The organism is Collinsella aerofaciens (assembly GCF_015552075.1).
GTDB lineage: Bacteria > Actinomycetota > Coriobacteriia > Coriobacteriales > Coriobacteriaceae > Collinsella > Collinsella aerofaciens_Y.
In genome coordinates this window covers 1-20556 of the sequence record NZ_JADNDZ010000016.1, presented here as the reverse complement: position 1 = coordinate 20556, position 20556 = coordinate 1, and the positions used below count along the sequence as shown (strand labels likewise).

The following is a 20556-nucleotide window of genomic DNA, read 5'->3' as shown; positions in this document are numbered from 1 at the left end:
GGATACGCTGTCGTAAACAATGTGTTTACTGAACGTTTACGGGCTTTAGTTTACACGGAACGTCTAATTTGTGGCAATTTTGCCGTCTGTAGTCCGGTGAACGGTAGGAAATCGGGGGTGAACGTACTTGCACGGTAAGGGATTGTCTATTTGACGCTCTGCTGCTAAATGCCTATTTACGTGGTCTTTTAATTTGGTAAACACCTCTATTCTTTGTTGACCCATCAACAAAAGCCCTGCTAAATGGTGATAAACGAATGTTTAGTAATTTGTTGAGTGTTCATTTTGACCGTTTACCGAGTTCATCTGCCTGTTCTGTAGCTCTGCATTAAACTAAACATGTTTAAGTTGTATTGCCGCTGATGTTTACCACTCGCGGCGCAGAGGAGGCAGCTCATGGAACTCAAATCGTGCGCCTACGCAACCGTCACCACGCTGGGAGACTTTGGCCCCTGGATCAGCAAAGTCGTGCTCGACCTGCCGTGCACCGTTCGCGCCAACGATATCGATGCGCGCACCTTCCATATATATGTAGAGCGCCACGAGCGCACGGGCGAGGTCCTCATGCGCAAAGAGCGCGGCGCCGACCACGCCGCACCTTCCGTAGGCTATGTCGAGGTACTTGCCGCTTATCCGTGCGATGAGTGCGGACGCAAGCTCGCCTTTGGCACCCATGTGGCGCTCGAGATCGCCGAGCAGCGCCTGACCAAGAAGATCGAGGGCAGCGTGATGGGCTCGCGCTTGCTCGATAACCAGCTGCGCATCGTGCAGCTCGAGGCCCTTCCCGGCAACGACGGCGATGACCCCACCTGCGGCCTGGTCTTTGACACCTGCCGCGGCGACATCTGTTCCGCGCTCAAGGGCTGGAGCAATGCCACGCAAAAGACCGCCGTCAACGGCATCGCGCTCGAGTACGGCTTCTTTGAGCCCAGCTTTAAGGCCGAGGACTCCGCCTGCTTCAACCCCTTCGCGCCCGAAACGACAGTCGTGCCCCAGAAGGCCCCGCTCGTGGTGTACCTGCACGGCGCTGGCGAGGGCAAGGGCGCTACGCAAGGCGAGGGCGCCACGCGCGCTTATATCGGCAACCGCGTGACGGCCATCAGCCAGGCGCAGATCCAACGCTACTTTGGCGGCTTTGCCTGGGTTCTCGTGCCGCAGTCGCCCACGTTTTGGATGGACAACGGCACTGAGCAGCTCGGCCACTCCAACCAGAGCATCTACTCCCCCGTCATTAAGGCGCTCATCGACGAGTTTGTCGCCGAGCATGCCGACCGCATCGACACCGACCGTATCGTGGTCGCTGGCCTTTCCAACGGCGGCTTTATGACGCTGCGCCTGTGCGCCGACTACCCCGATTTCTTCGCGGCGGGCCTTCCCTGCTGCGCGCCGTGGTACAACGCCACGGACGAGGACGTGACCGCCCTTGCCAAGACGCCGCTGTGGTTTACGCACTCCAAGGGCGATGAGCTCGTGATCCCGCAGGAGACCGTGCTGCCGCTCACGGCTCGCCTGCGCGCTGTCGGCGCCAACGTGCGCCTCACGTACTTTAGCCATGTCGAGGACCTGACCGGGCGCTACCGCGAGGCCGACGGCTCGCCCAAGAAGACGTTCAACCATGGCGTGTGGATCCACCAATTCAACGACCTGTGTTATCAAGACTTCGACGGGGGCAACGTACTCATCGACGGCGAGCCGGTGGGCTGCTGGGAGTGGTCGGCCAGGGTCGACAGGTAATCTATCCCATCACGGGGCCGAGGGCTTACCTCTGAAAATGTCCTCGGGCATGCGGCCCGGTTGCACCACGCGCTTCGCGCTGTGCAACCGGGCCGCCCCCTGCGGAATATTTTCAGAGGTAAGCCCTCGGCCCCGCTGCGTTTCCGTTGCTGTTGACCCTGGGTGAGCGCTTCCGGCGGGCCGCCGGGTTGACGGCGATGGGGACGTGGGTCCCGTCTTGCCTTGCGCGTAACTGGCTGAAATGATTTTGGTTGGAGCTTTCTTATGACTCGCGATTTAACTCGGGTGATTGTTACTACTGATATGGAAGTCGATGATATGAACTCGCTCGTTCATTTGGCTCTGTATCTTAACTTGCTTGATGTGCAGGCTGTGGTGTATACGGCTTCGCAGTATCACTTTCTTGGGGATGGCGTCCATACGCTCGGCGAGGTGAATCCGCATTGGCGGACTAAAGGGCGTCGCTCTTATGAGTGGAATGTTGTGCCCCATGAACCTGATCCCACGGCTGGGGAGCTTCGTGAGTATCGACCGTTTCCTGAGCATTGGATCGAGAGCCTCTGGAGCAATGAATATGCCCAGGCTTGGCCTCAGCTGCAGGCTAATGCGGCCGCTGCCGGTGAGCCGCCGTTTCCTTCGCCGGCTCAGATGATTGAGCGTACCTTTGTGGGCAACGTTGCCTTTGAGGGCGATGTGCGTGAGGAGACTGAGGGTTCGCGCGTGATTGCTCAGGCAATCTTGGATGATGACCCGCGTACGCTTTGGCTGCTCAGCTGGGGCGGCATGAATACCATTGTTCGTGCGCTCATGGGCATTGCTGAGCGCTATCGTGATACGCCCGAATGGCCTTCTGTGCAGCAGCGTGTCTATCAGAAGGTGCGCGTGATGGGCGTTGCCGATGGCGTGGGGCAGGACAATTCTTGGCTCGACCATGGGCATGAGCTCTTCCCCGATCTCATCTTTTGGTGTGTGCCCTATATGTATGGCGGCTATGTCGATGCCAAGATGGCTCAGCCCGATACACTGCCGCTGTTCCAGGCTCCCTGGCCCGAACAGAATCTCACGCAGGGCAACGGTCCCCTTATGGCGCGCTATATGCTCTATGGCGATGGCAAGGTGTACGAAAACGAGCCCGAGCGCTTTCAGTTTGGCAAGCATGCGCGCTTGGACTGGGGCCTGGAGGGCATGCCTGCGATGCAGTTTGAGCGCGGCGACTTTATGGCCGAAGGCGACTCAATGACCTATATCCCGCTGCTGCCGCTTGGCCTGCGCGGCATCGATAACCGCGACTTTGACACGTTGCTCGGCCGCATGTTCCTCGACGGGCATCCCGACTCGGACGCACCTGCCGGCTTTGCAGCCATAGGCACGCCCGTCGATGGCAATCCTAATCCCCATCTGCGCGCCTATCAGGAAGACTTCGCCGCTCGTGCGCAGTGGTGCGCCCATGGGCCCGCGGACTGCTCGCATCCGGCGTATGTTGCCGAGGTCACGGGCGACATGAGCGCCGCGGCCGGCGAGCGCGTTGCTCTTGCAGCGACCATCGTCGACCCCGATGGTAGGGGCTTCGACGCGCACTGGGATGTCGCCGTGGAGCCGTCGCGCTATGCAGGCGCTCAAGATCTGTCGCTGTGGCAGGAATGCGCGACGAACGCCACGTTCACCGTACCCGCCGACGCGCAGCCCGGTGACCGCTTCGTGCTCACCCTCAGCGTTAAAACCCGCGCCGAGCGCCCCTGCACCCGCTACGCCCAGGTCGCCATCACCGTCGCGTAGCAAGCGGCGGCACCCACATTCGGCACGGAGTGTCCCCAACCGCCACTCATTTAAGTACGTCCCCAATGAGTGGCCGAAGACTGCCCCCAACGACTAGTCGTTTAAGAACGTCCCCGATGACTACCCAGAAGTTGCGGTGGAATAGTTCCTGTTTGGCCTTCTATGGCCCACATTTAGGAACTATTTCACCGCAAGTTATTTGGGGATGAAAAATGGGCCATGTGTCCCAGTTGTGGAGACCTCTTGAGCCGTCTGGATATCGTGAAAGATCGCGCGCTCCCCCATCATCAAAAGTGACACACGCTACCTGTTGATGGGAGGCAACCATGGGCTTCTTTGACAAGATGTTCGAGAAGAAAGAGTGCGCGATTTGCGGTACCGAGCTGGGACTTCTAGGTAAGACAAAAATCAATGAAGGCTACCTGTGCAAAGAGTGCGCCGGCAAGCTCTCCCCCTACTTCCACGGCTATCGCTCCAGCACCGCGGACGACATCCGTGAGCAACTCGCCTACCGCGAGGCCAACACCGAACGCCTGTCTTCGTTCAACCCCACGCGCACGCTTTCTGCCGGGCGCACCAATATTATGCTCGATGAGGACGCGGGCCCGCTGATCATCACTTCGCAGAGCCGCTGGCGCGACGCCAATCCCGACATCATCGAGTTCTCGCAGGTACTCGGCTGCGATATGGATATCGACGAGCATCGCACCGAGATCTATCGCGAGACCAAGGACGGCGAGCGCGAGAGCTACAACCCGCCGCGCTACGACCTGGATTACGACTTTAATCTGACCATCCACGTCAACACGCCGTACTTTACCGAGATCAACCTGCGCGTGAACGACTCCACCATCGATCAGCGCGGCTCCATCGAATACCGCGAGGCCAAGCGCCAGGCAACCGAGGTCCGCGACGCGCTGGTGCAGCTGCGCCAGGAGACGCGCGACAGCGTCGTGGCCGCCAAGGCCCCCAAGACCGCGGTGACCTGCCCCTTCTGCGGAGCCACCACCATTCCCGATGCCAGTGGGCGCTGCGAATACTGCGGCGGCGCCATCGGCGCATAGCCTCCGGCAGCGAAAGGACCGATCATGGCCTTCGAGAGCGTTAACTATCAGTGCCCTGCCTGCGGTGGCCCCCTGCATTTTGCAAGCGCCGAGCAAAAGCTCGTCTGCGACTACTGTGACTCGCGCTTTGAAGTCGAAGAAGTCGAGGCCCTCTATCGCGAGCGCCAGGACAAGGCAGATGCCAAAGCCGATGCCGCAGCCGCGGCCCCCAAGCCTGCTGTCGACGATGCCGTGCAGGAGCTGGCTCAAAACGCCGGTTACATCTGCTCGTCGTGCGGCGCCGAGCTCGTGTCCGACGGCACCGTCGCTGTCACCACCTGCCCGTACTGCGGCAACTCCGCCGTAGCGCCCGGTCAGCTTTCGGGCGACTTCTCGCCCGACCTGGTGATTCCATTTAAGCTCGGGCGCGATGACGTCACGGCCGCACTCAAGGAACACTACAAGGGCAAGATCTTGCTGCCCAAGAGCTTTGTCACCGGCAACCACATCGACGAGGTCCAAGGTGTCTACGTGCCGTTTTGGCTCTACGGTGCCCGCGTTGACGGCGAAGTGCACTTTGACGCGACCAACGAGACCGTGACCGAGGAATCCGACCGCACCGTCACGACCACCGACCACTACGATGCCTATCGCAAGGGCAATATCTCGTTTAAGCGCGTGCCCGTCGACGGATCGTCCAAGATGCCCGACGGCCACATGGATGCCATCGAGCCGTTTGACTACGACGCGCTGCGTCCGTTCTCGGTCGCCTATATGCCCGGCTACATCGCCAACCGTTACGACGAGGACTGCGAGACCTGCAAGGCGCGCGCCGAGCGCCGTATGGAAGAAAGCACGATCTCGGCCCTGCGCGAGACCGTCGTCGACGAATACGACGATGCCACGGTCGAAAGCAAGCAGCTCGACTACACCTGGGAAGACAGCGACTACGCCCTGTTCCCCGTCTGGATGCTCTCCACCTCGTGGAACGGCAAGAGCTACCTGTTTGCCATGAACGGCCAGACCGGCCGTTTGGTCGGCGAGCTCCCCTGCTCCAAGCCCAAGCTCGCCATCGCCTCGGTGCTGTTCTTTGTGATCGGATTTATCCTCTCCCAGATTCTCTTTATGGGGGAATACGCCTTCGATCCAGATTACCTCACCTTTGATATCGAGGGCATCCTCATCAACGTCATCGCGCCGCTGATCATCGTGATTATCGGAGACGTGCTACTGGTAGGCCAGCTCAAGACGGCCAACGAGGCCACCCACGCCGACGAGTACTGCGGCGAGCTCGACCTGACCGAGAAGCACGACACCTTCAGCCACACCGAGACCACCGTTGTCATGAAAGACGACAAGGACGACTAAGCAATCCAACCAATACCACCCGGCCTTTGACGAGAAAGGAAGATTACCATGGGACTCTTGAAAGCTGGATTGGGAGCTGCCGGCGGCGTCATGGCCGACCAGTGGAAGGAATTTATCTATTGCGAATCGATGCCTGCTGACGTCTTGGCCTGCAAGGGCAGCAAACGCACCGGTGGCCGCAGCTCCAACACGCGCGGCGAGGACAACGTCATCTCCAACGGCTCGGTCATCGCCGTCAACGACGGCCAGGGCATGCTCGTGGTGCAAAACGGCAAGATCATCGAAGTCGCGCTGGAGCCCGGTGAGTTCGTCTTCGATACCGGCAGCGAGCCGAGCGTCTTTAGCGGCAACCTGGGCGACTCCATCAAGGAGACCTTCGCCAATATCGGCAGCCGCTTTACCTTTGGCGGCGACGCGGGCAAGGACCAGCGCGTCTACTTCATCAACACTAAGGAGATCATCGGCAACAAGTACGGCACCGCCTCGCCCGTGCCCTTCCGCGTGGTCGATAACAACATTGGCCTGGACGTCGACATCTCCGTGCGCTGCAACGGCGAGTATTCGTACCGCATCACCAACCCGCTGCTGTTCTACACCAACGTATGCGGCAACGCGACCGATAGCTATACGCGCGACAAGATCGACAGCCAGCTTAAGTCCGAGCTGCTCACCGCCCTGCAGCCCGCCTTTGCCAAGATCTCGGAGATGGGCATCCGCTACAGTGCCATCCCCGGCCACACCACCGAGCTCGCCCGCGCGCTCAACGAGGTCCTCTCGGCCGACTGGCGCGACCTGCGTGGTGTCGAGATCGTGAGCTTTGGCGTCAACTCCATCGCCGCCTCGCAAGAAGACGAGCAGATGATCAAGGACCTGCAGAAGGCCGCGGTCATGCGCGATCCCACCATGGCAGCAGCCAACATCGCCAGCGCCCAGAGCGACGCGATGCGCGCGGCAGCAGCCAACCCCAACGGCGCGATGGCAGGCTTTATGGGCATGGGCATGGCAGGTGGCATGGGCGGCATGAACGCTAGCCAGCTGTTCGCCGCCGGTCAGGCACAGCAGCAGGCTGCCCCGCAGCCGGCTCCGGCACCCGCCCCGGCTCCTGTCGCCGCACCTGCGGCCGGCACGTGGACCTGCAGCTGCGGCGCCACCAACACCGGCAAGTTCTGCAGCAACTGCGGAACGCCCAGGCCCTAGCCCCTCTATCCGGTAATTGGCGGGGAGGTCCGCCACCCCCGCATTTGCTTCTATGGGTTTCGTTCGATAAAGGAGGACACCATGAAGACAACGTTCAAAAAGTCCGCACTCGCATTTCTGACATGCGTCCTGGCGCTCGCCTTTGCCCTGACGGGCTGCAGCGGCGGCGGCAAAGACCCCAAGGCCAACTTCGTCGGCAGCTGGGAACTCTCGGGTGGAACCGTGGATGGCGAAGAGCTAACCGATGAGTACATGAAGATGCTCGAGGATTGGGGTGTCCACTGCGTCCTGATTCTCGATGAGGACGGTACAGGTGCCCTCGACCTGTTCCTTGAAGTCGTCGACCTTAAATGGGAGGCAAAGGACGCCACCACCGTAACCCTCACCGCCGAAGACGAGTCGTATGACATGAAGCTCAAGGACGGCAAACTCATCCTCGAAGAAGATGACGGAAATCTTGTCTTTACCAAGTCCGACAAGGACCTGTCCGGCACGGTGAAGAAGGATCGCGAGGCGGCCGAGAAGGAAGAGGAGATCGATGAGGCCGTCGAAGACGACGATGTCCAGAACGTCGAAATCTCCCCCGCCGTCACCGTCGCCGATGACGATCTGTGCACCATCACCATCACCGAGAAGTTCAAGGACGACTGGGGCGATATCGGCTTTGTCGTCAACATCACCAACAAGAGCGACAAGGACCTGACCTTCTACGCTCCTTCCGGCAAGACCAACGTCAACGGCACCATGAAGGAACCCTGGTTCTCGGCTCACCTGATGCCCGGCACCAACGCCACCGAGGAGTTCACGTTCTCGAGCGGCGAGCTTGACAGCCTTGACGACCTGGTCAACACGACCATCGGCATCGACGCCTACCTGACCGATTCCTACGAGGACGTCGCTTCCTACACCGCGACCATCGCGTAGCGACAGACACCGACAGCCGCGGATTGGCGGACATATCCGCGCACACCAGGCGGGGCCGCAGGAGTTGATCCTGCGGCCCCGTCGTTTTTATGCCGATGCGCGACGAGCTTTAGCGCTCCATGTTGGGAACGATGCTGCCCTCGGTCACCGCGTGCACGGCCAGGCGCATGATGTTGTCGTAGCCGGTCTTGCTCAGGATCTCCGAGATGCGACGCTTGATGGTGCCCTCACTCATAAACAGCTCGGCCGCGATCTCGCGACGGCTCTTGCCCTCGCAGGCAAGGCGCAAAATCGATAGCTCAACATCGTCGAGTGCCGCCGTACCCGAAAAAATGCTCTCGGGCGGCTTGGGAAACGTGCAATAGCCCGCCAGCGTGGAGCGCATCACGGCGAACAGCTCGTCGATACCGACGTTCTTGTACACAAAGCTATCGACGCCCGCCTCGCGGGCCTGATCGACAAAGGTGATCTCGGGCATGCCGGTCATGATAATGATGCGGCACTCGGGCAGCTGCTCCTTGATGCGCGCCGCCGCCACGATGCCGTTGGAATCATGCTCGGTGCATACGTCCATCAGTATCATGTCCGGGCGCTCCCTGAGCGCGACACCCAAGGCCTCGGAGGCATCGGCGATGGCGGAAACAACGGTCATATCGGGCTGGTCGCCAACGGAGCGCGCCAGGCTCTCACGCAGGATGGCCTGGTCTTCGACGATCAAAACGCGGATCATGAGCTTCTCCTTTGAACCGTGGCGTTGGAACTCAGCGGAATGGATACCGCAAGCGTGAAGGGCGGGGCGGCGCGAACCTCCAGGCTGCCGCCCAAATCTTGTGCGACATGCCTCATGCCTGGGATACCCGTTCCCTCTCGATACGATACGGGAGCAGGCGCCCCGTCATTGGATATCGTCATATGCGCAATGGCACCGGCAACCGGCCCCTCCTGCCACAGACGAACATGAACTTGGTGTGCCTGGGCGTGCTTGGTGGCGTTGGTCGAGGCCTCGCGGATAATCTGCAAAAAGGCCGTCGCGACGCGCACGTCCCGAGGGAGCACGCCCTCTACATCAATCTGCACGCTCACCAGACCAAAGGCGTGAACGATATCGTCCAGCTGCTCTTTGGGCTCGCTGGCACCATCGCTACGCAGATCGGCGGCGATTGAGCGCAGCAGCGGGTCGATCTGTTCGAGGGATTCGTCGTCCAGACGGCCTTCCTCCAAATAGCGATGGAGGATGGACAGGCGTTGACCGATTACGTCGTGCACACGGGCGCGCATGCGCAGGTAGGCCGCATTGTCGGCAACCTTCTTCACTTCTTCGATCTGCGTCTGGAGCTCCTGGCCCGCAAGCTCGAGCAGGTGGTTAGCCTGTACCAGGCGATCATAGGCGTGCGCGTATTCCGTCACGTCTAGGCCGATAACGCGCTCAAACGGACGACCCGAAACCATAACGGCATCGCGTGCAAACAGGCGGATTTCGGACGGGGATACCTCGACCACAGCGCGATCTTCGCCAAAGCGACCCAAGTCAATCAGGGCGCGGTCTTTGCTTCTCTCGGGCGGCTGCATGCCCAGCTGGCGCAGGCTGCTCCACGTACCGCTCATATCGCGCAGGTCGGTGGGCATATGAAGCTCCAGCAGGTTTTTGCGCATGCAGCGATTCATGAGCAGCGGGCGACCCTTTGGGTCCAGATACAGAATGCCCACGGGAATCACGTTGATGGTCTCGATGGTCGAAAACGCGGTGATGTCCTCTTGGCGGTTGCGAACGTCCATCAAAAGCGCCGCGATGGAGCGGAATAGGAAGAACGCGGCCTCTGCGACAAGAACCGCCGTCCATGCCGGACCCATGACGCAGACGGCAGGCGGCGTCGCGGCGGCAACGAGCAGCAGCTCGACCAACATGACGGGGCGACGATAGTGCACCATAAGCACCACGCCATAGATAACAATTGCAGCGTTGATCCACAGCAGCGCACCCGCCGCCTTGGCGACGACGTAGAGCGGCGCCACCAGATATGAGCCGCTCGATGCGAACAAGATAAGCGCCGAGATAATCAGGTGAAGCACCAGGCTCGCCTCGTAGGCACAGATCACCTTGCGGTTATAGGATGAGCGGCGCGACACGATGAGCGGAACGTGAATCATCTGCAAGCACGCAGTCAGGGCAAAGACGACGTCGAGCGCGACAATCTGGGGAAGAATGAGCGGCATCTGCATGGTCACTCACCTGCCCGCGGCATCAAGACGATCATGCGCAGCTGGCCTGGCTCGCCCTCGAGACGATACGCCACGTTGCGGCCCTGCAACTCGCGCTCGAGTTCATGCGCGGCAGGCGTCTGTGACAGGTCTTCCTCGTCGTCGGAGAAGAGCGTGGCACGCAGTTCAACACTGCACGAATCGTGATCGCTCAAGTGGTACATGAGCGCCGGATGATCGGTGGTGTAGGCGAAAAACGCAAAGTCGTACACGCAGTCATACAGCGCGCTTACCGTGCTGGCATGCATCGGGCGTCGTATGGCGATAATCGAGGCACAATCAACATCGATGGTGCGCAGGTCACTTGCCAGCTCGTTAGCGATCAGCTGGATGCGGTCGCGATCAAAGCCACTCTCCCCGTGCTGTGCCAAAGTAAGCGACCCCTTGCGTTTGCAATAGGCGACAAGCATTTTGGCGCATTGCAGCATGCGAAAGCGCTCGCGCGAAGACGCCTCGTCGGCCAGCGGCGGCAACGAGCTCAGCACGCCATACATCTCATCAAGTGCACGGGCAAGCGCTTTGTCCACGTCTTGCACCAGCAGGGTTTCGGCCTCCTGGTCCGCCAAGTGCGTCTTTAAGTCGTAGTCGGCCACAAGCAGCTCGTTTTGACGCTGCAGGTCCATGCGTCGATGGGCCAGCTCGCGGTTGAGCCCGTTGAGCTCCGACACATCCTGGGCAAGCAGGGCAGATCCGCCCAGCAGCGAAAAGGCTCGGTACATAACGTCGGGGGCAGACGGCACGGTAAAGGCATGGGCATGCCCATGTTCTTGGGCCCGCAGCTCCTCGCGCACGCCCACTGGCATCGGCTGCGACGCCGGCGTGGCGTAGACTTCCTGCAAGTCGCGCGTCAACACTTTAAGGTCGAGCGGCAGGGTATCGAAGATGCCGGCAATACCGTGATACGACGGGATAACACCACAATCGAGGCAGATTTCCATCGCCCCCACGCACAAGACGCAGTAGACGAGTGAGAAGTTGAGTCTCCATGCCCATGGCACACGCAAGGCGTACGAGATGGCAAAGAACGCACCGCCCAGCAGCACGAGCGCCGCCGTAAACGTAAAGCGCTGGATTCGAAAGGACGAGGAGCGCCCCACCAGAACAAAATACGCCACGAAGTTAAATGCCGTCCAAACCAGCACCGCGGCGTAGCCCCAGCCATACGTATAATCGTTGCTCCAGGTTCCACTCGAACGATCAAAGTGAAAGACCTGCCGATGGAAGTCATTGGTAAGCACAAAGCCAATAAGCAGGATAGCCGCGATCCATAGCACAGTACGGTACCGGTGTCCCATGCGATGCTGTTCCAAGCCCGCAAGACGAAGGCCGCACAGCTGGTAGAGTAGCGGAATGAGCGTCATGGGCACGTAGTACAAGTACCACAGGATTGTGGCGTAGATGGGTGTGAACGACTTGTACTTAAGAATGACCTCGATCATCCACAGGGTACAAATGGTGGCGATGGCAACAACGCGCCGACGCAAGACGAAATCTAGGCAGCGCAGGTACGCCAGCACGCCCCAAATTGAGAATGCAATTGCGGCAATGAGCAGCGGGAGGGAGCTCGAATGGATGAGCCCATCCACGACCTCCTCGCACACCTTGCTGTTGACGGGTACGGTGTTGGAAAGACCGGGGTCCGAGGCAAACAGTGCCGGCAAGGCTGCAAAGAGTACGAGAAAGAGCGCCGCAATGACGCCGGCAACGGCAAGCACGCGATGACGATACGAATGGTGCGTTATGCCGACGAGGAATCGCGGCATGGCGAACAGCCTGCCGCCCCTAGGATCCACGACCGGCGCGGACCGGGCGGCCGCATGGCCGATATGTCGCTCGCGGGTACCCATAGTGCTTTTAGTGTACCGACAGGCGGGCTCAAAAAACGGGCCGCATGTCCCAAAATCCGCGGACGGCAAAGCGCCCGGCAAGCACAAACTACTCGCCGGGCGCTTTGGTTAGGAGACTACGATTGCCGGGAAAGCCTAGGACAGGTCTGTAAGATTTGAGTCTAGGGTTTTCCAGGTGCCGTAGATTGGGTCGAATGGGGAGCGCCGCGTACTTAAGGTACGCAAGCGACGAATGAGGCCCAAGGTACGGTGGCTGGGAAAGCCTAGGCCAGATCTTCGCCGTTGGAAGCGATTACCTTCTTGTACCAGTCGAAGCTCTTCTTCTTGGAGCGCTTGAGGGTACCGTTGCCGGCGTCGTCACGGTCGACGTAGATGAAGCCGTAGCGCTTGGACATCTCACCCGTGCCGGCCGAGACCAGGTCGATCGGACCCCAGGTGGTGTAGCCCAACAGGTCGACGCCGTCCTCGGTCACCGCGTCGCGCATCGCGGCGATGTGCTGGCGCAGGTAGTCGATACGGTAATCGTCGTTGATGGAGCCGTCCTCCTCGACAACGTCCTTGGCGCCCAGGCCATTCTCGACCACAAACAACGGCTTCTGATAGCGGTCGTACAGGTCGTTGAGGGTGATGCGGAAGCCCAGCGGGTCGATGGCCCAGCCCCACTGGCTCTGCTGCAGGTAGGGATTCTTGGCACCGGCGAAGGCGTTGCCCTGGGTCTTCTCGACATCGGGGTTGTCGGCACCGGCGGAGCAGCGGGTGCTGTAGTAGCTAAAGCTGATGAAGTCGACGGTATTGTCGGCCAGGATCTCGCGGTCCTCGTCGGTCATGCCCACATCGATGCCCAGACGCTCGAGCTTCTTGACGGCATAGGCCGGGTAATAGCCACGGCTCTGGACGTCGACGAAGAAGTAGTTGTCCTGGTTGTCGAGCTGGGCCTGGCGCACATCGCCCGGGCGGCAGCTGTAAGGGTAGTAGGTGCCGGCAGCGAGCATGCAGCCGATCTTGACCTCGGGGTCGATCTCGTGGGCGATCTTGGTGGCCCAAGCGCTGGCGACGAGCTCGTTGTGGGCGGCCAGGTACTCAACGGCCTCCTTGTTCTCGCCCTCCTCAAAGACCAGACCCGCGCCCATAAACGGCAGGTGCAGGATCATGTTGATCTCGTTGAAGGTGAGCCAGTACTTCACCAGGCCCTTGTAGCGGGTGAAGATTGTGGTCGCAAGGTTCTTATAGAAGTCGATGAGCTTGCGGTTGCGCCAGCCGCCGTACTCCTTGATGAGGTGAATCGGGCAGTCGAAGTGCGTGATGGTCACGAGCGGCTCGATGCCGTGCTTCTGGCACTCGCGGAACACGTCCTCGTAGAAGGCCAGGCCGGCCTCGTTGGGCTCGGTCTCATCACCGTTGGGGAAGATACGGGTCCATGCCAGGCTCATGCGGAAGGTCTTAAAGCCCATCTCGGCAAAGAGGGCGATGTCCTCCTTGTAGTGATGGTAAAAATCGATGCCGGTCTGCGCGGGATAGTAGTAGCCGTCCTCGAAGTCGAGCATCTTGCGCTGGCCGGAGACCACCGCGAAGCGCTCGGAGCCGTGCGGGGCCACGTCCACGTTGGCCAGGCCGCGGCCGTCCACGTTGTAGGCGCCCTCGCACTGGTTGGCAGCCGTCGCGCCGCCCCACAGGAAGTCATTACGGAAAGCCATGCATCGATCCTTTCATACGCTGCTTGTCGTGGTTTCAGTATCCCCCACAAACAGCGCGCCGCTCAACGACAACGGCGCAGGTCGACACTTCTTTTCGCACGCAGGCGCCCAGCAGCCGCCCACGTCTGACACTTTCTGATACCCAACCACCAAAAAGAGGACAGGCACCTTTGTGGTGGTCTGGACCCGAGAGATAGTCCGCTCCGCCGGTTTGTCTCGATCTGTAACAGATAGACCGTTAAAACCGAGCCTGGTGTTACAGATCGAGATTTACGGGCAGCCCCCTGCAGTTTGTCTCGTTCTGTAACAGGAAAAGACGATTTAGCCTGCTAGATGTTACAGAACGAGACAGAAGGTCCCGGTCTTCGTTGATGTCGAGGTTCTTTTCGATGAGCCCCCCCCCTGAAGCCGCCCTCGACCAGTAGTCAATTTGACTGAATAGGAAAAAAAGGAAAAAATAGGAAAAAAAGGAAAGGAGACTTATGACTGAAACCATCTTCTCCCCTTCATTTGGAAATCGCCCATCCTATCTCGTTGGGCGAGGAAATGTAATTTCAACATTCATCTCCGGCCTTGAACAGGAGCCGGGCAATCGAGACCGCGCCATGCTCATGCTCGGCCAGCGAGGAAGCGGCAAGACGGTTCTCCTGTGGGAGCTCGCCGATCGCGCTCGCAAGCTTGGCTTCGTCGTCGCCACGCCCACCGTTGCCTCCGAGGACATGCTCGAGCGCATTGTTGAAAAAATCCAAGAGGCGGGCGAGCCCTATGCCAACAAACGCCATCTCCCTAAACTCACGGGCGGCAGCCTGAGCGTCTTCGGTTTCTCAGGCGGCCTTGAGTTCACGCACGATGTGCAGGAAACCAAGAGTTTCCAGTTCAAGCTCACGCAACTGGCGCGCAAACTAACCGAGCAAGGACATGGCATCCTCATCCTCATCGATGAGCTTCAGGCTAATTCGCCCGAGATCAGACAACTCGTCACCGCTTATCAAGAACTCGTCGGCGAGAGACTCAACGTCGCACTCGTTATGGCGGGCCTTCCGGGAGCGGTCTCGGCGACGCTCAATGACCGCGTGCTGACGTTTCTCAACCGCGCTCGCAAAGTCACACTCGAACCGCTTTCAGTCGGAGACGTCGACACCTATTACCAGCGGGCTTTCGAAGAACTCGACCTTGATATCCCAAGCGATCTTCGACTAGATGCCGCTCGCGCAACCCAGGGCTCGCCCTACATGTTGCAGCTCATCGGTTACAACATCGCCAATCGTTGCCAGGCAGGAGAACGCGCAACACGAGAGCTAGTCGACGGAGCCATCGAGGCGTCAAAGGTCGATTTCGAAAACGATGTGTGCGAGACGACGCTCGCCGCGCTCTCGGACCAAGACGTTGCGTTTCTTGCCGCAATGGCGGATGACGAAGACACCGTGTCGCGCATTTCTGATGTAGCCGAGCGCATGTCGGTCACACCCGACTACGCACAAAAGTATCGCCGGCGCCTTATCGACGCCGGCGTAATCGAACAGGCCCGCCGCGGGTACGTGCGCTTCGCCGTTCCCTATATGGCTGACTACCTGCGAAGTCAGCTGTAGCCGCAGACAAACCACCACAAAGGGGGCAGGCACCTTTGTGGTGGTTCGGGCCGGTTTGTCTTGATCTGTAACAGGAAGAGACGATTTTGCCTGCTAGATGTTACAGATTGAGACAATACCCTAGTCGCAGGTGATGTCGAGGTTCTTGCCGATGAGGCCTACGTAGCCGCCTTCGGCTGCTTTGGGGCTATCGGCGTGGCAGAGGACCCACTTGTCGGCCTTCCAGTAGCAGTAGCTATCACCGGCGGCGGGCATATCGGCTGCGGCCTCGGGGCGCGGGCCGTTGGTGCCGGCGGGCAGCGCGACCATCACTTGGAAGCCGCCGTCGTCGACCATACACGGCGTGTAGTGGAGCGTCGTGGCGTAGACCTCGACGAGCGTGCCGGCCGGCGCGCGGAAGGCCTTGACCCGCGCGGTGTCGAGCTTGCCGTCGACGATCTGCTCGCGCTTGGCCAGCAGCAGGATAAAGTCGCGGGCACCCAGGTTGAACTCGCTGGCGCGGTGATACTCCAGGCAGTTGAGCTTCGTGTTGTGGCCGTTGCACCAGCCCAGCTGGAAGGGGCGGCCGCCGTACATGAGCAGACCGAGCGTATCGGCGCCTTCGACCTGCTCCAGCTCGGGCGCGGAGGCCACATACTTGCTACCCTCGGGGATGGGCGTGGCGGAAAGCGCCTCGACGAGCGGGGCGGCCAGGCTCGAGGGTACGTCGTCCCACACGCGGCCGTAGGACTTGAACTCGGGATCGGTAACAGAGTAGATATGCATGTTCGCTCCTGTTCGTAAATGTGACTATATAAACATTCTAGAACATTAGCCGTCTTTTGATGGAGTCAATACCGCAAACAACACGCACCAGAGTCACATGGGCAAAAGGGCGGCGTGTATTTTACTTAGCCGAGATAGCCCTTAAGGAACTCAATGACACCCGAGCACCAGTGATCAGTTTCCGGCGCATGAGGTTTCATTAACGCATGTCCTCCTTCTGGATACACAATCTCCTCGTGGTGCACCCCAGCCGCATCCAGTGCGTCAACCATCTTTCCGAGATTGCCGGGCGATACGACATCATCGTCGGCGCATTGCCAAAGATATGTCGGCGGATACCGTTCCCACACATGTTGATCAATGCAGAAATCATCAATCGCATCGTGCCCAGCTCCACCGCACACCGAATCAAGAAATCTATGGTCTGACGCACATTCGGACTCATGAAGGTCAATCGGGGCGTAACACAGAACCAAAGCTTTTGGCGGCTCGCATCCGTAAGATGCAAACCCCTTGTTATCCGTCCCCCACTCGGCGGTCAAATGCGCGCCAGCGGAAAAACCGATAACCGCATATTTTTTGTCCACATTAAATCGCGTTGAATTCTCGAGGACAAAACGGACTGCGCGATTAAGGTCATCGATCGGACGCGGCATCAGCGGCTCGACCCTCACCCTGTATGACAACACAAACACGTTATAGCCCGCATCGTTGAGCTCGGGAGCAACGGGAAAACCTTCCATTTGGTGACAAACGCTCTGATAGCCCCCACCCGAAATCGCGATAACGAATGGCGCCCCCGGTCGCCCCGGAAAGAAAAACAGCTTTGCGTTGCGCCGGGTCGGATCGCGAATACAATCGGCTTCATCCCAAATATCGTATGCAACCTGCCTCCCGTCATCCGCAAGCTCAACAATCCGATTCAACCCGCGCAGAACACGAGTAACTTCATACGGATTAGTGTCGGAATTCAAATGGGCCGCGATGGGCTTATTCCACATGCGCTCCCAAGTTGAAGGTCGGCAAAGCATGAGATGCTCACCGAACCCAGCGAACTCAGGAAGAAGTGCGATTTCTCCAAATGTCATATCGGCAGTAATTGTCATAACCAGTCACTCCAAAAACGAGGTGGGCTCGCGCAGATCAATCGCAAGCCCACCATATGCAATCTGCCGCGGGGTTTTCAGCAGCTTACATTCCGAATAATTGTCTATTCCGCCGACGTGTCTGCATCAGGGCGATACATGATGTAGACGAGGACGAAGGTAAGAATAAAACCAACGACATTGCAAAGGATCGCACCAATAAGGCTGCTCATATCACCGGAAGGATTCATGTAGCCGGGGAAGCTGAAAATACCACTCGACGTCATAACAAACGTGCGGGTATTGAAGATAGCCGGGATAACAGCGCTAATTGCACCAGAAATCATGGAAGCGACGATGATCTTCTTGTGCTCCAAAACTATGCCGTACAGGGCAGGTTCTGTAATTCCGCACAGGCTCGTAATGGCACAGCTGAATCCAAGGCTCTTTTCGCTCGGATCCTTCGAGCGGAAAGCAAACGCCAAGCAAGCGCCGACGACACCCATGCTACCGCAAAGAAGTCCAAGGATAGGGTCGGAACCGACGGTCATAATATTGTTGATGGAGATCACAATGAGGGCCCAATGGAGTCCAAGAGGAATCATGACGAGGCCAAATATCGGTCCAAGAATAACGCCGCAAAGAATGGGGCTGAACTGATAGACCGCCAGTACGGCAGTCGCAAGCAAGGAGCTCGCCTGTTGGATAACCGGGCCAACCACAAGAAGCGAGATGGGGGCAGCAATAGCAACTGTCAGGAACGGAACGAGTGCAAATGCCAAAGCATCGGGAAGAACCGCACGCAGCCACTTATAAAGAACGGATGCGAACCAAGCCGCCACGATAGCGGGAAACACCGTCGAGGCATAGCTCACCATCGTGAACTTCATGCCGAACAAATCCAGCGCATCACCAGCTCCAGCTGCGGCAACAAAAGTCGGGTAAAGCAGGATTGCACCGAGCACCGCACCGATATATTGATCGATTCCAAAGAATTTGGCCGCAGACGATCCGACGAGAACGGGCAAGAAATACATGCTGGCGTTTCCCATGCCGTACAGCAGGGTATAAATTCCGCTCTCAGCGGAAACGACACCTGCCGTCGTCAGGATACTAAGGACGGCGTTTATCATTCCGCATGCAATCAAGGCGGGAAGAACGGGCATCATGATGCCGCTGATCAGCTTCATCAGCTTTCCCAGAAAACCTTTGGTCTCGCCTTCATCTGCCGCGGACTTCCCGGTGTCAACCCCGGTTTCCTTTGCAACGATTTCGTAGACCTTATCGACCTTGGGCCCCACAATCACTTGGTATTGCCCTGCTGAATGGCGAATATCGATCACACCATCGATTGCCTTGACTTTTGCATCATCTACGATGCTTTCGTCCTTAAGATTGAACCTTAAACGAGTCATGCAGTGGGCTACAAATGTAACGTTTTCTGTACCGCCCACCATCTCGAGAATCTCGGCAGCGAGCTTGGTTGTATCTGCCATAAATACCATTTCTCCCATGTTGTGTTTTATATGTAACCATCGGCAAAGCGCGCGCCTTCGCCGACCAATTACCTAGCTTTCGATGCGATTCGATTGATATGCATCATCAGATAGAGTCTTTCTTCGTCTATAAGTTCTTGGCCCGTCAGCCGGCTGAGAACAGAAGCGATGTCATCGGCGCACGCCGATGCCACCGGATATTCATCTTTGAGCGAGAGATACATCTTGCGGTTGTCGCTTACGATACTTTCGCCAGAGTTCAACCTATTGAATAGGTACTGAAGGTGGGTTGCGAACCTTGCATAATCGAAGCCCTCCCGATCAACTTGAATACCAAGCCATCTTTCAACAGCAATAGTTGATTCTTCGAGAACGCGATCGTAAACGTCCGTGCCAAACTCTTCAGCCAGCTCACATGAATCCGAATCGGCCATGTTATTGATAAACGCCATGGCAATTCCAACTGTCTCATGAGCGGGAAGCCTAACATTGAGACGTTTCCTGATTATTCGAAGCGCGTACTCGCCGATTTTGAATTCGACGGGATATTGTTGGCGAACATCAAAAGACAAGGGCATATGGACAACAATGTTTTGCTCCTTGCGCTTAATTGCATACGCGATATGGTCCGCAAGAATAAACGGCAAATTAGGGCTTACTTCATAGGGAAGCAGTCCTGTCGACATATCAATAACATCCGAGGTCAGCTCGAGAAGTTCATCCGAGACTTCATCAATGAGAGCGATGTAGCGGGAACTAACGTTATAGAACGTTCGTTGAATCTCCGAGAGCGGTAATTCATCGCCAACGTCCTTAAACCCCAGGCCACGCCCGAATGCCACCAGCTGCCTGCCATTTCCGTCGATGCAGAGGACAGCGCTGGTGTTAATTCGTTTAACGATTTCCATGTGTCCCCCTTAAACAAAACAAGGCTCCCGAAGCAGAATCCGACAATCAATGTCGACAGATGCTGCTTCAGGAGCCTTGCCTGAATATCACTCTGGTTGCCAGTTTAAGCGAAACACCGTAAATGACCTCGTGTAAACATTACTAAACAGTTAAACGGTCGATATCTCCATGTGAACGGTTTAGAAGCAGAAGGCAATCCTTACGCCTGCTGGTAGTGCAGGTGCTTCTCGTCGATATCGGCCAGGTCGCGGTCGAGGTAGCGGCGCGCGAGCCAGTTTGCCATGGGAAGGTTCTGGTCCAGGTAGTTGCCGCACTCCTCGGGAGCGGCACCGGGGACATCGCCCTCAAAGTCGGCGACGAACTCAAAGAGCTCGCGCACGAGCGGCAGGATCTCCTCGCTCGTCACCTCGCCAAACACGACCAGGTAAAAGCCCGTGCGGCAGCCCATGGGGCCAAAGTAAACGATACGGCTCGACCACTCGGCATGATTGCGAAGGAAGGTCGCACCCAGGTGCTCGATGGTGTGGCACTCAGCCGTGTTCATGACCGGCTCTTTATTGGGCGTGGTCAGACGCAGGTCAAAGGTGGTGACGGCAGCGCCGGTCGCCGGATCGCGGTCGATGCGACTCACGTATACGCCGGGCTCAAGCAGCAGATGATCGACAGAAAAGCTCGCAATGCGCTCCATGGCAGATCCTCTCGATAGTCAATTTGGGACGGGGCTCTTTTAGCTGGTTCGAATGGTCACACCAATCATACCAGTCAAAAAAGCTCCGTCCCAAATTAGCCACCTGGGACGAGGACCGATGATTATTTCCTTGATTATCGACTTCATCCGAACACCTCCCACATTCATCCGTACATGTACGG

General features: G+C 58.3%; 16 protein-coding genes. 7 read left to right on the top strand and 9 right to left on the bottom strand.

All coding sequences use genetic code 11. From position 1 onward, the window contains the following. Positions 1–396: 396 nt before the first annotated feature. The 6 genes from I2D41_RS01135 (at position 397) to I2D41_RS01110 (ending at position 8042) form a co-directional block, all read left to right on the top strand. A complete protein-coding gene (locus I2D41_RS01135) occupies positions 397–1734 on the top strand; it encodes a prolyl oligopeptidase family serine peptidase (protein WP_195363259.1) in 1338 nt (445 codons plus the stop codon). 264 nt (positions 1735–1998) lie between these two features. Further along, the gene (locus I2D41_RS01130) at positions 1999–3510 is read left to right on the top strand and encodes a nucleoside hydrolase-like domain-containing protein (RefSeq protein ID WP_195363258.1); all 1512 of its coding nucleotides are present in this window, start codon (positions 1999–2001) and stop codon (positions 3508–3510) included. Positions 3511–3836: 326 nt separating this feature from the next. Continuing rightward, positions 3837–4574 (top strand): DUF4428 domain-containing protein, encoded by a 738-nt coding sequence (locus tag I2D41_RS01125; RefSeq protein WP_195363257.1) that lies wholly within the window; start codon positions 3837–3839, stop codon positions 4572–4574. 24 nt (positions 4575–4598) lie between these two features. After that, the gene (locus I2D41_RS01120) at positions 4599–5921 is read left to right on the top strand and encodes a hypothetical protein (protein WP_195363256.1); all 1323 of its coding nucleotides are present in this window, start codon (positions 4599–4601) and stop codon (positions 5919–5921) included. Between the two features lie 48 nt (positions 5922–5969). Then, positions 5970–7118 (top strand): SPFH domain-containing protein, encoded by a 1149-nt coding sequence (locus I2D41_RS01115; RefSeq protein WP_229042033.1) that lies wholly within the window; start codon positions 5970–5972, stop codon positions 7116–7118. An 81-nt stretch (positions 7119–7199) separates the two neighbouring features. Next, positions 7200–8042: a hypothetical protein gene (locus I2D41_RS01110; RefSeq protein WP_195363255.1), complete on the top strand. Its 843-nt coding sequence runs from the start codon at positions 7200–7202 to the stop codon at positions 8040–8042. Between the two features lie 109 nt (positions 8043–8151). Here I2D41_RS01110 and I2D41_RS01105 read toward each other — a convergent pair whose 3' ends face one another. From I2D41_RS01105 to I2D41_RS01090, 4 genes are all read right to left on the bottom strand, one after another. After that, positions 8152–8772 (bottom strand): response regulator transcription factor, encoded by a 621-nt coding sequence (locus I2D41_RS01105; RefSeq protein ID WP_195363254.1) that lies wholly within the window; start codon positions 8770–8772, stop codon positions 8152–8154. Then, positions 8769–10262, bottom strand: a complete 1494-nt coding sequence (locus tag I2D41_RS01100) for a sensor histidine kinase (protein WP_117746872.1) — start codon at positions 10260–10262, stop codon at positions 8769–8771. The genes I2D41_RS01105 and I2D41_RS01100 overlap by 4 nt, the downstream gene beginning before the upstream one ends. Before the next feature lie 2 nt (positions 10263–10264). Further along, a complete protein-coding gene (locus tag I2D41_RS01095; RefSeq protein ID WP_195363253.1) occupies positions 10265–12148 on the bottom strand; it encodes a histidine kinase N-terminal 7TM domain-containing protein in 1884 nt (627 codons plus the stop codon). Positions 12149–12411: 263 nt separating this feature from the next. Further along, positions 12412–13842 (bottom strand): 6-phospho-beta-glucosidase, encoded by a 1431-nt coding sequence (locus I2D41_RS01090; RefSeq protein ID WP_195363252.1) that lies wholly within the window; start codon positions 13840–13842, stop codon positions 12412–12414. A 482-nt stretch (positions 13843–14324) separates the two neighbouring features. Here I2D41_RS01090 and I2D41_RS01085 point away from each other — a divergent pair, with 482 nt between their 5' ends. Further along, positions 14325–15431, top strand: a complete 1107-nt coding sequence (locus I2D41_RS01085) for an ATP-binding protein (RefSeq protein WP_195363251.1) — start codon at positions 14325–14327, stop codon at positions 15429–15431. Between the two features lie 120 nt (positions 15432–15551). Here I2D41_RS01085 and I2D41_RS01080 read toward each other — a convergent pair whose 3' ends face one another. The 5 genes from I2D41_RS01080 to I2D41_RS01060 form a co-directional block, all read right to left on the bottom strand. Beyond that, positions 15552–16196, bottom strand: a complete 645-nt coding sequence (locus I2D41_RS01080; protein ID WP_195363250.1) for a DUF4867 family protein — start codon at positions 16194–16196, stop codon at positions 15552–15554. 125 nt (positions 16197–16321) lie between these two features. Next, the gene (locus tag I2D41_RS01075; protein ID WP_195232948.1) at positions 16322–17302 is read right to left on the bottom strand and encodes an alpha/beta hydrolase; all 981 of its coding nucleotides are present in this window, start codon (positions 17300–17302) and stop codon (positions 16322–16324) included. A 104-nt stretch (positions 17303–17406) separates the two neighbouring features. Continuing rightward, positions 17407–18777, bottom strand: coding sequence for a PTS transporter subunit EIIC (locus I2D41_RS01070; protein WP_195232950.1), 1371 nt, complete (start codon positions 18775–18777; stop codon positions 17407–17409). Between the two features lie 68 nt (positions 18778–18845). Continuing rightward, the gene (locus I2D41_RS01065) at positions 18846–19685 is read right to left on the bottom strand and encodes a PRD domain-containing protein (protein ID WP_195363249.1); all 840 of its coding nucleotides are present in this window, start codon (positions 19683–19685) and stop codon (positions 18846–18848) included. 200 nt (positions 19686–19885) lie between these two features. Continuing rightward, on the bottom strand, positions 19886–20374 hold the full coding sequence (locus I2D41_RS01060) for an S-ribosylhomocysteine lyase (RefSeq protein ID WP_117798872.1): 489 nt from the start codon (positions 20372–20374) through the stop codon (positions 19886–19888). Positions 20375–20556 lie beyond the last annotated feature (182 nt).